This window comes from Mesorhizobium oxytropidicola (assembly GCF_056174625.1).
In genome coordinates this window covers 3,609,225-3,622,895 of the sequence record NZ_CM149692.1, presented here as the reverse complement: position 1 = coordinate 3,622,895, position 13,671 = coordinate 3,609,225, and the positions used below count along the sequence as shown (strand labels likewise).

The following is a 13,671-nucleotide window of genomic DNA, read 5'->3' as shown; positions in this document are numbered from 1 at the left end:
CGCCGAATCCTTTGGCCTTTCCGCAACGTCTAGCGGATGAACGCCTCGAAGGGCGCAAGGGCAATCAAAAGGAAGACCAGAGATGAAACGTCACCTGATACGCTACAAGATGAAACCAGAACGGGCCGATGAGAACGAGCAGTTGATCAAGACCGTTTTCCAGGAATTGCGCGACAAATCGCCGGACGGCGTTCGCTACATGACCTTGCGCGCCGGCGACGGGACATTCGTCCATCTGGTCGAGACGGAGACCGATGCGCATTCTGATATCCTCACCGGGCTGGCCGCATTCGAGGCCTTTCAAAGCGGCTTCAGGGATCGCTGCAGCGAACGTCCGCAACGCGACGAGATGACCGTGGTGGGTAGCTACCGGATGCTCGAGGAGTAATCGAAGCAGACGAGGTCGCAGAACGGGAGGCTCATGAACATTCCCATTCCTGGCGGGCAGCATGGGCTCTTCGAGCGCCTGTTTGGGGAATTGCGCCCTAAGCTGCACCGTTACTGCGCCCGCATGACGGGCTCGGTCATAGACGGCGAGGATGTGCTGCAGGATGCGCTGGCCAAGGCATTCGAGGCCTTGCCCAGTGCCGGCCCGATCGCCAATCCGGAAGGCTGGCTGTTTCGCATCGCCCACAATGCGGCGCTCGACTTCCTGCGCCGGCGCACCCGCGAAAAGACCTTTGCCGAGGAGGATCCGGACATGATCGTCGACCCGGCAAATCCCACCATCGATCGCCAGGCCGCTTCCGCCGCCCTGCACAGCTTCATGCGGCTTCCCATCGCGCAGCGAAGCAGCGTCATCATGATGGATGTTCTGGGCTACTCGCTGCAGGAGATCAGCGCCACGTTCGACATCAGCATTCCTGCGGTCAAGGCCGCGCTGCATCGTGGCCGCGACCGGCTGCGCCAGATTGCAGACGAACCTGACGACCGCCCTCTCCCGAGACTGGGCGTCGCGGAACGTCAGTTGCTCAATGCCTACATCGACCGCTTCAATGCCCGCGATTTCGACGCGGTACGCGACATGCTGGCGCAAGAAGTGCGCCTGGAGTTGGTGGCCAGGACGCGGCTCAACGGTAAAAGGGAAGCCGGCACCTATTTCGGCAACTATTCCCGCGTCCAGGATTGGCGCCTCGGGCCCGGCTTGGTTGAAAACAGGCCAGCAATCCTCGTCCGCGACCCCAACGACCCGGCGGCCCGCCCCACCTATTTCATCCTGGTGGCCTGGCAGGGCGGCAGACTTGCCGGCATCCGCGATTTTCGCCATGCCCGTTACGTCGCCGACGGCGCCAAGCTACTCGCTCTCTGAGACAAGAGTCCTTCGGGTCAGCGACGGGAAGGCCTTGCCCTACTGCCCTACTGCCCTACTGCCCTACTGCCCTACTGCCCTACTGCCCTACTGCCCTACTGCCCTACTGCCCTACTGCCCTACTGCCCTACTGCCCTACTGCCCTACTGCCCTACTGCCCTACTGCAACGACTTCAACAAATTATCGACCGTGAACGGATTGGACTTAGGCTTGGCCGGCGGCGGATTGTCGTTGGCCTCCGGCAGCGGCGCGCGCTCGACCTTGGGCGCCTGTTCCGCCGCCTTGCGCTCGGCCTCGAGCCTGGCCTTTTCCTGCGTAGCGATGCGCATCGCCTCTTCGGCTTTCTGGCGCTCCTGCTCGGCCTGCGCCTTGGCCGCTTCGTCGGCGGCCTGCTGCTCGGCCGCGGCCTTCGCCTCGGCATCGGCTTTCGCCTTTGCGTCCGCATCGGCCTTGGCTTTCGCTTCCGCGTCGGCCTTCGCCTTGGCCTCCGCTTCGGCCTGCGCCTGGGCTTCAGCCTCCGCTTTCGCCTTGGCGTCGGCCTCGGCTTTCAGCCGCGCCGCCTCTTCCTGCTGGCGCAGTTCCTCGGCGGCCTTGTCGCGCGCGTCCTGCAGTGCCGCGTAATAGCGCACCTCGCGCCGCAGCCGCTGTTTCTCCAGCAAGGCCGCCTGCATCGCCTCGACGCGTTGCTGCTCCTTCTCCAGAGCGCGCTGGGTCAGGAACTGCGCCAGCGGTTCGCTGTCGAACTGCCGTTTGACGGCGCCGAACGGTCCTTCAGCGGTGAAATTGACGGCCGGCTCGGAGCCGACCAGCGCCTCATCGCCAGGCCGGTAGGTGATGGTGCCCTTGGCGGAAACCGTGCTGGTGTTGAGATCGGTCGTGACATCGGCAGACAAGGTCGCAGCCGGGTTTTCGAGGCTGATCGGCGGCGCTCGCAGCGTGCCGCCGGCAATTGTAAAGGCGATGTCGGCATCCTTGGCGGCAAAATTGCCAGCGGCGGCGATCTCGGGCGCGAAGCCCGCGGTCTTGGCCGCGTCGATGTCGCGCCCGATCGCATCCGCCTTGGCCAGCAAAGCGCTGAACGCATCGGGATTGACGCCGGCGACCTGCAAACCCCTGAGCGCCGCCGTGCCGGAACCCGACAGGGCGGCAATCATCGCATCGACCGACTTGCCGCTGGTCGACAGCGTCGTCGAGAAATCGCCACTGCCGCTGATGCCGGCGTCTGGCAGCACATTTGCCAGATCAGCCCCCGCCAGTTTCATCTGGCCGGTGAAAAGCCCGGTGCCCTCATTGTTCTTCAATTCGAACAGCCCGGTCAGCGCCCCGCCAAGCAGTTTCGCCTTGAGGTCGGAGACGCGGATGCCTTCCTGGTCGAGTTTCAGCGAAAAGGCGGCATCATAGGCGGTGGCGAGCGGTCCGGCGGCAAGCGCCGCCGTCGTCAGGTCGAGGTCGGCGGTGAACGGCAGGCTGGATTTCTGGCTGAAGGGCGCTGCCGGCCAGGCGCCACCCTTGCCGCTCTTGTCGGCCCCATTCTTGTCAGCCCCATTTTTGTCGGCAAGGAAAGCGGAATCGCCGAACAGCGCCACCGCCATCGGATCGAGGTCGAGCTCGTCGAGCACCAGCGCACCGGCCAGATGCGGCACGCCCTCCTTGACGTCGACATTGATGTCGCCGGACACCGCCGCCTCGTTGATGGCGCCGCTGACATTGTCCAGCACCAGCAAACCGTTGCCGTAATCGCCTTGTGCCGCGAGCGACGTCGACATGCCAGCGCCCATGCCCGGCAACCCTATGCCTGATGTCATCAGCCAGGGTTCGATGTCTGCGGCATCGAGGTTGATCTTGCCCTTGGCGGTCGGGCCTTGCGGCGTATCGGCGACCGTCCCTTCGAAGCCAGCCTTGAAGTCGTTGCCGGCAAGACTGAAAGTCGTCGCCAGGCCACCGCCAAATGTGCCCTTGGCCTGGATATCCGTGGTTGCCTCGCCCAGCATGCCGAGCGGCAGCGCCGGCAGGCCGTAAAGCGCCAGCAGCGTGGTGGCATCGGGGTTTTTGGCGTTGAAGGTCAGTATCACCGGCGCTTCAAGCAATCTGCCCGGCGCCCCCTTCCCCGACAGCGAAGCGGAAAAGGCCGTGCCGCCGGCCTTGCCTTGTCCGCTCACCGCCAGCCCCGTCGTGCCGTCGCCATTGTCGGCGGCACTCGCCACGAGGTCGACGCGTGCGTCCTGGAACAGGTCCGGATAGGCAGCGGCACGGCTCGCCAGTCCCTTAAGCACCGCATTGTCGGGATAATGCTGCGCGGCAACGTCGATCAGCGGCTTCAGATCGACGGCGACAACCGATGCATCGAGCTTGCCGGTCGGGCTCGCCGGAAAATCCTTGATCCGGCCCGTCGCGCTGATCGAGGCGCCGGCCAACCCGCCGACCGAGAGCCGGTCGACTTCAAGCAAGCCGTCGCGCAGCCTGAGCGCGGTGTCGACCGTGTCGGCGGTCAAACCGCCGGCGCTGACCGGGCCGGCCTTGATCTGGAAATCGAGATCGCTGTTGGCAAAACGGTTGGCGCCCTTGTCGCTGACGAAGATCGAGGCGAAGGCCGCCAGCCCGTCGACATCGAGTTCACCGCCCTCGAGCCGCATCAGCACTGATGGCTTTGCGTCGTCAGGCTGACTGGAATCCATGCGGCCCGAGAATTTCGCCTTGCCGAGGATCAATTCGAGATCGCTGAAGGATTGATGGTTTTCCGCGAGATCGACCTTGGCCTTGAAGCCGGCGGCAGGCAGACGGCGGATCGCTTCGTCGACATCCCTGGACAGCCAGGCGGCAAAACCGGACGGTTGCGCCACGGCCAGCAGCAACGAGCCGGTGAAGCCGAAATGGCCCTGCACGTTGAGTGCAAGCATGCCATCGGCTTCCAGCGTGGTGCGGCCCGGCAAGGTCGCGGCAAGCGATTTGATCGACCAGCCGCTCTCAACGGGCTCGGCGGACAGATGGACATCACGCACCGTCGTGTCGCCCGCCACCACCGCCGGCAGCTTGACCTCGACGGTGCCGGGAATGGTCGGCTTCGGCAGATCGAGCAGCGCCTGCTCCAGCCCGGCAATGCGCTGATCCAGTGTCAGGCCGGCGCCGGCCTCGGCGCCCACCGCCTCGTCGAACTGCACCTGTGCGCCATTGGCCTCGATGGCGAAGTTCGGCTTCTGGCCGAGATCGACCGAGGCCTTGCCGTCGGCGGTGTAGGGATTGTCCAGCGGCCCGGTCTCGAAACGGAATTCGTCGACGCCAAGCTTCTGGTGGTCGAGCGAAAATTTGCCGTTCAGCCGGAAGCCCGGATCGGGCTTGCCGGCGCTGACCTTCACGGTCTCACCATCGGTGCCGCGCAGTTCGGCGCTGTGCTTGTCGGCGCCATTCTTGTCAGCGCTCGAGATCTTGAACTGGCCGGAATAGACCGCGGCACCATTGACGATGCCGGCATTGCCGTCGGTTTCGATGACCAGCGGATAGGCGTCGGGATCGGCCTTCAGCCGCAGCCGCATCTGCCCATTGCCTTCGGCCTTGCCGGTCGACGCCGCGATCGTGGTGCGCAACCCATCAAGCCGCAGCGTGCCGTCCATGCGCCACGGGCCGGCCAGCGACTTGGCCGAAATGGTCGAGTTGATTTCGGAAAAGATATGGCTGCGTCCGCCGGCGGCATGTCGCAGTTCGATCTGCCCTTCCGTCACTGTCAGCTTCTCGATCGAGATCTGGTTGAGGTCGAAGGGCGAGGACGGCCGCATCGCCCAGTCCACCGTCCCATCCCTGGCAATGTCGATCGTCGCCTTCGGCCGTACCAGCCGCATATCGAAGATCAGCACCTCGCCGCGCAGGAAGGGCGCCAGTTCCGCATCCATAGAGAACGTCTCGACGGTCATGGCCGACTGGCCGTTCGGGCCGCCGGCAACGGCGACGTTGGAGAAGGTCACCGAAGGGAACGGCAACAGCCTTGCCGTGGCGTCGCCCTGCACGGTCACCTTGCGGCCAAGGATGGCGCTTGCCTCGCGCTCGAACTCAGCGCGGTAGCCGGTCCAGTCGACAAAGTACGGGACCACCAGCGCCGCGCACAGCACCAGCACGAACAGGCCACCAAAGATCACGAACAGGCGTGCGAGCATCAGCTCCGAACAGGTTGATTGAAATTCTGCCGCACTCTACCCGCATCCGCGTGTCGATAAAGAGGCAATTCATCCAGTATTGCGTCATCCCAAGCGATCTGAAACAAATCCGGCAAAAGTGGAGATTTTTCAGATGTCGGGCAAGAACTGGGACCGCGTGCCGATCGACGCGCAGAGCGTCGATGCGCCGCTTTCGCAGTCGGCGATTTTCCTTGTCGTCACCGTCGCCGGCGAACAGCCGGCCCTGGCCAAGGTTTGTTCCGTGCTCGGCGAACTTGACGACCTAGTCAAGACTGTCGGCTTCCGCGACCTTGGCGGCCGCCTGTCGTGCATCGCCGGCATCGGCCGCGATCTCTGGGACCGCCTCAGCCCCGGCCGGCGGCCGCTGGAGCTGAAACCGTTTGCGCCGATCAAGGGCGCGGTCCATTCGGCGCCTTCGACAGCGGGCGACCTCCTCTTCCACATCCGGGCCGAGCGGCCCGACATGTGCTTCGAGTTCGAGCGCATCCTGCTCGACCGGCTCGGTCCTGATGTGATCGTCGTCGACGAAGTGACGGGCTTTCGCTATTTCGATGCCCGCGACCTGCTCGGTTTTGTCGACGGCACCGCCAACCCGACCGGCCTCGACCTGCCCGCCTCGGCGCTGGTCGGCGACGAGGATGCCGACTTTGCCGGCGGCTCCTATGTCGTCGTCCAGAAATACCTGCACGATATGCAGGCCTGGGCGCGCATTCCAACGCCCGAGCAAGAGGCGATCATCGGCCGCACCAAGATCGACAACATCGAGATCGACGATGACGACGCGCCGCGCAAATCGCACAAGTCGCTGGCCACCATCGAGGATGCCGACGGCAACGAGTACGACATCTTGCGCGACAACATGCCGTTCGGCCGGCCCGGGCAGAACGAGTTCGGCACCTACTTCATCGGCTATTCCAGGTATCTGTGGGTCACCGAAAAGATGCTGCAGCGCATGTATGTCGGCGACCCGCCGGGCGCCTACGACCGGCTGCTCGATGTCTCCACGCCGCAGACCGGCACGACATTCTTCGCGCCGACGCGGCCCTTGCTGCAGGCCCTTGTCGAGGGCGCGCAGCAGCAGCTTCCCGCCGGGCGGTAGGGCGGGGCGACAGACAGCCCCTTACCCACAAGGATCAGCGCGCGTCGCGCTTCGCTTGCGCCACCTTGCCCGCCTTGCGTTGCCGGCCGAGTTCCGCCGGCCGCACCAGCTTCGGCGCCCGCTCGTTGGCCACGGCCCGCATGCCCTTGTGAGCCGTCCGCGAATTGTGCGCCGGACCGCCCGCCGGCGCATGTTGCTTCATGGCCAGTGCCTTGCGTGCATTCCCGACCAGCGAAATGCGAGCCGCCAGTTGGCGCCGCCGCTCGGCCTCGCCGTTCAGCCGCCGCATCGCCATGGCCAGCACCGCCAGTTTCACCTGCGAACCGCCATCGGCCTTTGAGGGCGCAGCCCGTTTCGGCGCGCCCTTGCCGCGTATTTCACGCCGGCGGCGGTGTGCTTCGGTCTGCGCCTTGTCCCGCCGCTCGCGCAGCAGCTTGACCAGGCCGGAAAGGTCGGCATCGGAAAGCTCCTGCACCGCCGGATGGTGCGATTTCTCCACCAGTTCCTTTTCGTCGGCGCTCAGCGCGCGGGCTTCTTCCTTGCGTGAAATGGCCATGACAGTTCTCCTCCGCTGGCGACGCCTGTCTTGTTAGGCTTGCCGCGGAAAGGAGCCTCGACCCGAATGGTGGCACGGTCAAGACGAGCCTTTTTGTGCATCGCGCGTCACGAGCTTGCGGGACCATCGTCCGGAGGGTTCAGGCGCCCTCTCCGACGGCCTCCATCAGCACAGCCAAAACCACTCCCTTGCGAAGGCTTGTCGAGAAACTCTCGGCAATGAACTCCAGCGTCGAATCGTGGAACGTCAAGATGAAATGCCGATAATCTGAAAACAGTTCGGGCGCATGGGACGAATGAACCCGATTTGCCTTTTCCAGGGAGGCGATCCACGACGAGTTGCGGACTTCAAATGCCTCGTAGGCCCGCAAGCCCAACGGATAGAGACGATGGCCACTGATGGCCTCGTCATTCGGCGGGCCGAACTGAAATGCCAGATAAGGGTCAGCCGTCAGGATGGCGACGGACTGGTTGCCTGTCAGCGGCGAAACCGAGCGCGGATTCGTGCCATCGAAAGATGGATCCGGAGTATTGGTGAGGTAGGCGACGAGCAGCCTGCCTTCATCCGCAAACACATGGGGCAGTGGCGCTCCAGCGGACGACAGCGGCACCTCTATCCGCAGCAAGGTCTCGGCAGTCGACATCTAGCGGTCGCCGCCAGGCAATATCTTGCCAGGGTTCATGATGTTTTGCGGGTCGAGCGCCTGCTTGATGGAACGCATGATGTCGACACCATGGCCAAGCTCGGGCCGCAGGAAGCCGATCTTGCCCTGGCCGATGCCGTGCTCGCCAGTGCAGGTGCCGTCCATGGCGATCGCCCGCATGTTGAGCCGCGCGACGAATCTCTCCGACAGCGCGATCTCCTTGGGATCATTGACATCCATCAGCACCAGCACGTGGAAATTGCCGTCCCCGGCATGGCCGACGATCGGCGCGATCAGCCCCATTTCGGCGATGTCGGCCTCTGTTTCGGTGACGCATTCGGCAAAGCGCGAGATCGGCACGCAGACATCGGTCGACAAGCCCTTGGCGCCCGGCCGCAGCGTCAGCGACGACCAGTAGGCATCGTGCCTCGCCTTCCACAGTTTGGTGCGTTCCTCGGCGACGCTGGTCCACAGGAACGGCCCGCCGCCATTTTCCTCGGCAATCATGCCAAAAGTCTCGGCCTGCTCGGCAACGCCGGCATCGCTGCCGTGGAACTCAACGAACAGGCACGGGTTCTCGGGATAGTCGAGCTTGGAATAGTTCTTCATCGCCCGCATCTGCAGCGCGTTGACCAGTTCGATGCGCGCCACCGGAATGCCCATCTGGATCGTCGCGATCACGGCATTGCAGGCCGCTTCGACGCTCGGAAACGGACAGACGCCGCCGGAGATCGCCTGCGGAATGCCTTGCAGCTTCAGCGTCAGCGCGGTGATGATGCCGAGCGTGCCTTCCGAGCCGACCAGCAGCCGGGTCAAATCGTAGCCGGCCGAGCTCTTTTTCGCCCGCTTGCCGGTCGTCACCGTCTCGCCGTCGGCCATGACGGCCGTCAGCGACAGCACGTTCTCGCGCATCGTGCCGTAGCGCACCGCATTGGTGCCGGAGGCCCGCGTCGCCGCCATGCCGCCGAGCGAGGCATTGGCGCCGGGATCGATCGGGAAGAACAGGCCGGTGTCGCGCAGATGCCGGTTCAAATCCTCGCGCGTCACGCCGGGCTCGACCGTGCAGTCGAGATCCTGCGGATTGACCGCAAGTATGCGGTTCATGCGCGAGGTGTCGACCGAGATGCCGCCGCCCGGCGCGTTGGTGTGACCTTCCAGCGAGGAGCCGACGCCAAAGGCGATCACCGGTACACGATGCGCGGCGCAGGCGCGCACGATCTCCTGCACCTCGGCGGTCGTCTCCGGGAAAGCGACGCCATCGGGCGCCTGCGTCGGGATATAGGTGGTGGTGTGCGCGTGCTGCGAGCGGATCGCCTGGCCGGTCTGAAAACGCTCGCCGAGCTGTTGCTTGAGGATGCCGAGCACCGACGCGATGCCTTCCTCGTTGCGTTCGACCGGATTGAGGTCGCTCAGAGCCATGAATTCCTCCGCGAATGGACCAGCGTCCACGCTGGTTATGCGATTATGGATGCGTAGTCTCACCCAACGCGCTCTGTCCAGCACCAGAACAAGGAAGTTTCAATGTCCATCCCCGCCCCCTTCGTCTCCGAGCCCATGGACATCGAGAAGGACTGGATCGATTACAACGGCCATCTCAACATGGCCTATTACAACGTGCTGTTCGACCGCTGCTCGGACGAGGCTTTCGAGGCGATGGGCATGGGGCTGGACTATGTGAGAGAGCGGCGCCTCACCATCTACACCGCAGAAGTCCATGTCTGCTACGTCCAGGAGCTGCATCTGGACCACAAGGTCCAGGTGTCCTTCCAGCTCATCGACCATGACGCGAAGCGCCTGCGCGCCTACCAGGAAATCCGCCATGTCGACGGCTGGCTCGCCGCCACCTCCGAGACGCTGTCGCTGCATGTCGACATGTCGGGGCCGAAGGTCGCGCCCTTCCCCGCCGATGTGCTGGCCAAGGTCGAAGCCATGCGCGCCGCCCATTCGGTGCTGCCGATGCCGGAGCGTGCCGGCCGCTCGATCGGCATCAAACGCAAATAGGACGAAGCCGATATCCATCCAGCTTCCGGCGAGGCATTGGGTCTGACTTCAAAGCCACACCCTGAACTCAAAATCGCAGAGCCCCCGATATCCACCGGCAGCGGTGCTTGAAGCGGGTTTGGACCGGCGTTAACCTTACCGAGGATTTAACGGGAACAAGCCAATTGAGCCGTTGAACGACTCAGCGGAGCGGTCGAAAACCATCCGCATAGAGTTGTTTACGAGCGGCGGGGCGAAGCCGGTTCGAGGGACGTGCATGAAAACCGACATCAAGGTCGAGGTGGACAGGCTGGCCGCTGATCCGCGCATCACCGACTACGATTTCTGGCGTTCGCTCAAGAACGTCGACAACGAGATATTCCATATCGCCAACAACAACGAACCGATCCCGTTCGACATGATCCGCTGGCGCAGCATTTTGAAGCGCGCCCGCCTGAAGCGCGGCCACGCCTAGCCTCGGCGAGTCGGTCTGGAAGACATCGGATAAACCAATCAAAATTGCGCCGTTTACGGCGATCGCTTCACCGCCGCCAGCGGTGAGCGCGCCACCACCGGTGACGACTGGATGATGGCCGTGTTGGTCATCGCATAGGGGATGATGCGGTCGATCACCCGTTCGAGCTCGGCCACCGAGCCGACATGCGCGAGCGCGATGAAACAGTCCTCGCCGGTCACCCGGTCGCATTGCACGATCTCCGGCAGCTCGCGGATGATGTCGGCGACAACCGACAATTGCCCCGGCACCGGCCGGATGCGCAGCCACGCCGACAGCTTCAGGCCAAGGGCAGCCGGATTGATCCTGACGCAATAGGCCTCGATCACGCCGTTCTCCTGCAGCCGCTTGATGCGCTCGGCGACACTCGGCGCCGACAGGCCGACCGAACGCGCCAGCTCCGCCGTGCTGGCCCGCGCATCCTTTTCCAGCAGGCGCAGGATCTTCATGTCGGCCGCGTCGAGATCGACATTTTCAGTTCGAAGGCGTTTCACGGTCAAATCCTTGCTTTCGGTAGAGATATGATCCAGCTGATCGATCATCATCCATATAGGCTGCGGAAAATGCCTGCGATACTGATCCGATGGATGATCAAGCGCAAGCTCCCACGGCAGGGCCCTGTGCCTAACCCCGCCTCCACCGGCTCTGGCCTTGGCGGCCTGGCGACAAGACTGCCGCCGCATGTCTGGTTCGGCGTCAGCGCCATCTTCCACTATCTCGGCCCGGCCTTCGCCGTACTGCTGTTCCCGCATGTCGGCGTGCTCGGCATGGCGTGGCTGCGCATCGCCACCGCAGCGCTGATCTTCGCGCCGTTGACGCGCCCCTGGCGAAGCTTCGCCCGCGCCGATCCTCCGACACGGCTGCTGTTGCTGGCTTTCGGCGCCTGCCTGGCGGTGATGAACTGTTCCTTCTATCTCGCGCTCGACCGCTTGCCGATCTCGCTGGTGGCGGCGATCGAATTCGTCGGCACCATCGGCGTCGCGGTGATCGGCTTGAGGAGCGCCCGCAATCTCGCCGCTCTTGCCGTGGCCGTCACCGGCACCTTGCTGCTCATCGACGTCAAATGGTCCAGCGATCCCGTCGGCCTGTTCTGGGCCTTCCTCAACGGCGCGCTGTTCGTCGGCTACATCGTGCTCGGCCACCGCGTCGCCCGTTCCGGCGCCGGCGACGGCATTGCCGGCCTTGGCGCCGCCATGGCGGTCGCCTTCATCGTCGTGCTGCCGATCGGCTGTATCGACGCGCTGCCCGCCTTTTTCTCCCCGCCACTGCTCATCGCCGCCATCGGCGTCGGCATCTGCTCCTCGGTCATTCCCTATGTCTGCGACCAACTTGCCATGTCGCGATTGCCGCGCTCGAGTTTCGCGCTGATGCTGTCGCTGCTGCCGGTGACGGCAACGCTGATCGGCGTCATCGTGCTGCGCCAGATTCCAAGCGTCAGCGATTGCCTCGGCATTGCGCTGGTGGTCGCCGGCGTTGCCTTCCACAGGCCGGCGAGCACGGATTAGGCAAACCGCCTACGCCAGTTTCTCCTTCAAGAAGGCAATCGTCCTGCCCCAGGCGAGATCGGCCGCCTTCTTGTCGTAGCGCGCCGCCGACGTATCGTTGTTGAAGGCATGGTTGGCGCCTTCATAGACATAGACCTTGTATTCGACATGCGCGGCATCGAGTTCCTTCTTGAAGGCGTCGATGCCGGCATTGGTGCGATCGTCGAGGCCGGCATAGTGCAGCAGCAACGCGGCCTTGATCTTCGACGCGTCGGCGGCCTTCGGCTGCATGCCGTAATAGGCGACACTGGCGGCGAGATCCGGCGCGTTGACGGCCAGCATGTTGGCCGTGCCGCCGCCCCAACAGAAGCCGATGGCGCCGACCTTGCCGTTGCCGTCCTTGTCGGCCTTGAGGAAGGCGACGGTCGCCACCGCGTTGGCGACGGTCCGCCCCGGATCGAGTTTGGTGAACATGTCGCGTGCCTTGTCCTCGTCATCGGGCGTGCCGCCGAGCGGCGACAGGAAATCCGGCGCAAGCGCCACGAACCCTTCCAGCGCCACGCGCCGGGCGACGTCGCGAATATGCGGGTTGAGCCCCCGGTTTTCATGGATGACGATGACCGTGCCGAGCTTGCCGGTCTGGTTTGCCGGCTTGACCAGATAGCCCTTCATCTCACCGCCGCTGCCGGGATAGCTGATATCCTCGCCCTTCACCCGCGGATCGTTGTCGGCAACGATCGCCGCCTGGGCGGAATTCGCCGCCAGCATCGGCGCGATGGCCGCCGCCGCGGCACCCGATCCGGCAAGCCTGGTCAATTGCTCCATGAAGCGGCGACGGTCGAGCGTCAGATGCGTGTATTCGTCATAGGCGTCGATCATCGCCTGCGTGATGACGGGTTTTTCGTTGTTGGCGGATTTCGTCACGGGCGCATTCCTCGATCTTAGAGCATGATGCCGAAAAGTGTGAAGCGGTCTTCGGACGACATCATGCTCTATCTCTTTGATTTAGAGCCGGATTCAGATTTCAGGTCGATTCGACCTGAAATCATCCGGCTCTAGGGTCTCGACTTTGGTATCCTTGCCGTTCGCAAGATAGGGGCGAGCCTCCTATCGTCCAGTCACGGCTCGGTGACACTTTCGTTCAGCGGGACGTGCGGTGAGCGGCGGCAACCCTCATCACATTCTTGTCATCGGCGACAAATCCTGGTGGCGCTGCCACAATAGTAGGGGAAACTGACCATCCGGCCGCCCCATGGCGCGGCACGGTCCTGACGGGCCCGATCTGAAAAGGAAACGCCGATGACCATGCCCTCGCCGATCCTGGCAACCGCCCTCATGGTTGCTGCGGCCGCCCTTCTGGCGATGCGCGCGACCGTTGTCGCGGCAAGCCGCAAGTCCATGGTCAAGGTCCGCAGCCGCCAGCGCCATCCGGCAAACACGAAAACCCAAGGTTGAGGTGAGATCATGAACGTCCAGGATATCGTGAACACCGTCTCGCAAAAGGCGGGCCTCGACCAGGCGACGACGGAAAAGGTCGTCGGCACCATTTTCTCGGTTCTGGAGCACGAGGCCGAAGGCACCAGCGCCTCGTCGTTTTTCGCCAAGATTCCCGGCGCCGACGACCTTGCGCACCAGTATGACGTCATGGCCGCCGCTCCTGCCGGCGGTGGCGGCGGCTTCCTGTCGTCGCTGCAAGGCGCGCTTGGCGGCGTTCTCGGCGAAAAGGCCGGCGCTCTGGTCAACGGCCTCGCCGCGCTCAAGGCATCCGGCCTCGATCTGGCGCAGATCCAGAAGGCCGGCGCCACGCTGGTCCAGCAGGCAGAAGCCGCCGCCGGCCCAGACTTGACCAACCAGGTGCTCGGCTCCGTGCCCGGCCTGAAGAACCATTTGGGACTCGGCTAGACGCAGAGACCGCTTTC

At 64.0% G+C, this 13,671-nt stretch carries 14 protein-coding genes; 8 read left to right on the top strand and 6 right to left on the bottom strand.

The annotated features are described in order from the left end of the window. The first annotated feature begins 82 nt into the window (after positions 1–82). Positions 83–388, top strand: a complete 306-nt coding sequence (locus AC0V8S_RS18035; RefSeq protein ID WP_183460712.1) for a hypothetical protein — start codon at positions 83–85, stop codon at positions 386–388. A gap of 33 nt (positions 389–421) precedes the next feature. Then, positions 422–1,309 carry a sigma-70 family RNA polymerase sigma factor gene (locus AC0V8S_RS18030; protein ID WP_475432656.1) on the top strand — a complete coding sequence of 296 codons (888 nt, stop codon included), beginning with the start codon at positions 422–424 and terminating at the stop codon, positions 1,307–1,309. Positions 1,310–1,468: 159 nt separating this feature from the next. On the opposite strand, the gene AC0V8S_RS18025 is transcribed toward AC0V8S_RS18030, so the two are convergent. Beyond that, positions 1,469–5,455 carry an AsmA family protein gene (locus tag AC0V8S_RS18025; protein WP_475432655.1) on the bottom strand — a complete coding sequence of 1,329 codons (3,987 nt, stop codon included), beginning with the start codon at positions 5,453–5,455 and terminating at the stop codon, positions 1,469–1,471. A 133-nt stretch (positions 5,456–5,588) separates the two neighbouring features. Here AC0V8S_RS18025 and AC0V8S_RS18020 point away from each other — a divergent pair, with 133 nt between their 5' ends. Beyond that, a complete protein-coding gene (locus tag AC0V8S_RS18020) occupies positions 5,589–6,575 on the top strand; it encodes a Dyp-type peroxidase (protein ID WP_183460714.1) in 987 nt (328 codons plus the stop codon). Positions 6,576–6,609: 34 nt separating this feature from the next. On the opposite strand, the gene AC0V8S_RS18015 is transcribed toward AC0V8S_RS18020, so the two are convergent. The 3 genes from AC0V8S_RS18015 to AC0V8S_RS18005 all read right to left on the bottom strand — a co-directional run bounded on the left by AC0V8S_RS18015 (position 6,610) and on the right by AC0V8S_RS18005 (position 9,193). Then, on the bottom strand, positions 6,610–7,131 hold the full coding sequence (locus AC0V8S_RS18015; protein ID WP_475432654.1) for a hypothetical protein: 522 nt from the start codon (positions 7,129–7,131) through the stop codon (positions 6,610–6,612). Between the two features lie 139 nt (positions 7,132–7,270). Continuing rightward, positions 7,271–7,774 (bottom strand): hypothetical protein, encoded by a 504-nt coding sequence (locus tag AC0V8S_RS18010; protein WP_475432653.1) that lies wholly within the window; start codon positions 7,772–7,774, stop codon positions 7,271–7,273. After that, positions 7,775–9,193, bottom strand: coding sequence for an FAD-binding oxidoreductase (locus AC0V8S_RS18005; protein WP_475432652.1), 1,419 nt, complete (start codon positions 9,191–9,193; stop codon positions 7,775–7,777). It abuts the gene before it with no gap. Between the two features lie 102 nt (positions 9,194–9,295). Between AC0V8S_RS18005 and AC0V8S_RS18000 the strand changes: the two genes are divergently transcribed. Together AC0V8S_RS18000 and AC0V8S_RS17995 are read left to right on the top strand one after the other, a co-directional pair. After that, positions 9,296–9,775 (top strand): thioesterase family protein, encoded by a 480-nt coding sequence (locus AC0V8S_RS18000; RefSeq protein WP_475432651.1) that lies wholly within the window; start codon positions 9,296–9,298, stop codon positions 9,773–9,775. Between the two features lie 256 nt (positions 9,776–10,031). Beyond that, entirely contained in the window at positions 10,032–10,229 is a 198-nt protein-coding gene (locus tag AC0V8S_RS17995; RefSeq protein ID WP_013894716.1) for a hypothetical protein, read from the top strand. Positions 10,230–10,282: 53 nt separating this feature from the next. On the opposite strand, the gene AC0V8S_RS17990 is transcribed toward AC0V8S_RS17995, so the two are convergent. Beyond that, positions 10,283–10,762, bottom strand: coding sequence for an Lrp/AsnC family transcriptional regulator (locus AC0V8S_RS17990; RefSeq protein ID WP_183460732.1), 480 nt, complete (start codon positions 10,760–10,762; stop codon positions 10,283–10,285). Between the two features lie 177 nt (positions 10,763–10,939). Between AC0V8S_RS17990 and AC0V8S_RS17985 the strand changes: the two genes are divergently transcribed. After that, positions 10,940–11,773 (top strand): EamA family transporter, encoded by an 834-nt coding sequence (locus AC0V8S_RS17985; protein WP_475438651.1) that lies wholly within the window; start codon positions 10,940–10,942, stop codon positions 11,771–11,773. A gap of 9 nt (positions 11,774–11,782) precedes the next feature. Here AC0V8S_RS17985 and AC0V8S_RS17980 read toward each other — a convergent pair whose 3' ends face one another. After that, on the bottom strand, positions 11,783–12,631 hold the full coding sequence (locus tag AC0V8S_RS17980; RefSeq protein ID WP_475438650.1) for a dienelactone hydrolase family protein: 849 nt from the start codon (positions 12,629–12,631) through the stop codon (positions 11,783–11,785). A 420-nt stretch (positions 12,632–13,051) separates the two neighbouring features. Here AC0V8S_RS17980 and AC0V8S_RS17975 point away from each other — a divergent pair, with 420 nt between their 5' ends. Continuing rightward, a complete protein-coding gene (locus AC0V8S_RS17975) occupies positions 13,052–13,207 on the top strand; it encodes a hypothetical protein (RefSeq protein ID WP_475432650.1) in 156 nt (51 codons plus the stop codon). 9 nt (positions 13,208–13,216) lie between these two features. Beyond that, complete coding sequence (locus AC0V8S_RS17970) at positions 13,217–13,654, top strand: hypothetical protein (RefSeq protein ID WP_183460738.1); 438 nt, start codon at positions 13,217–13,219, stop codon at positions 13,652–13,654. The last annotated feature ends 17 nt before the right edge of the window (positions 13,655–13,671 follow it).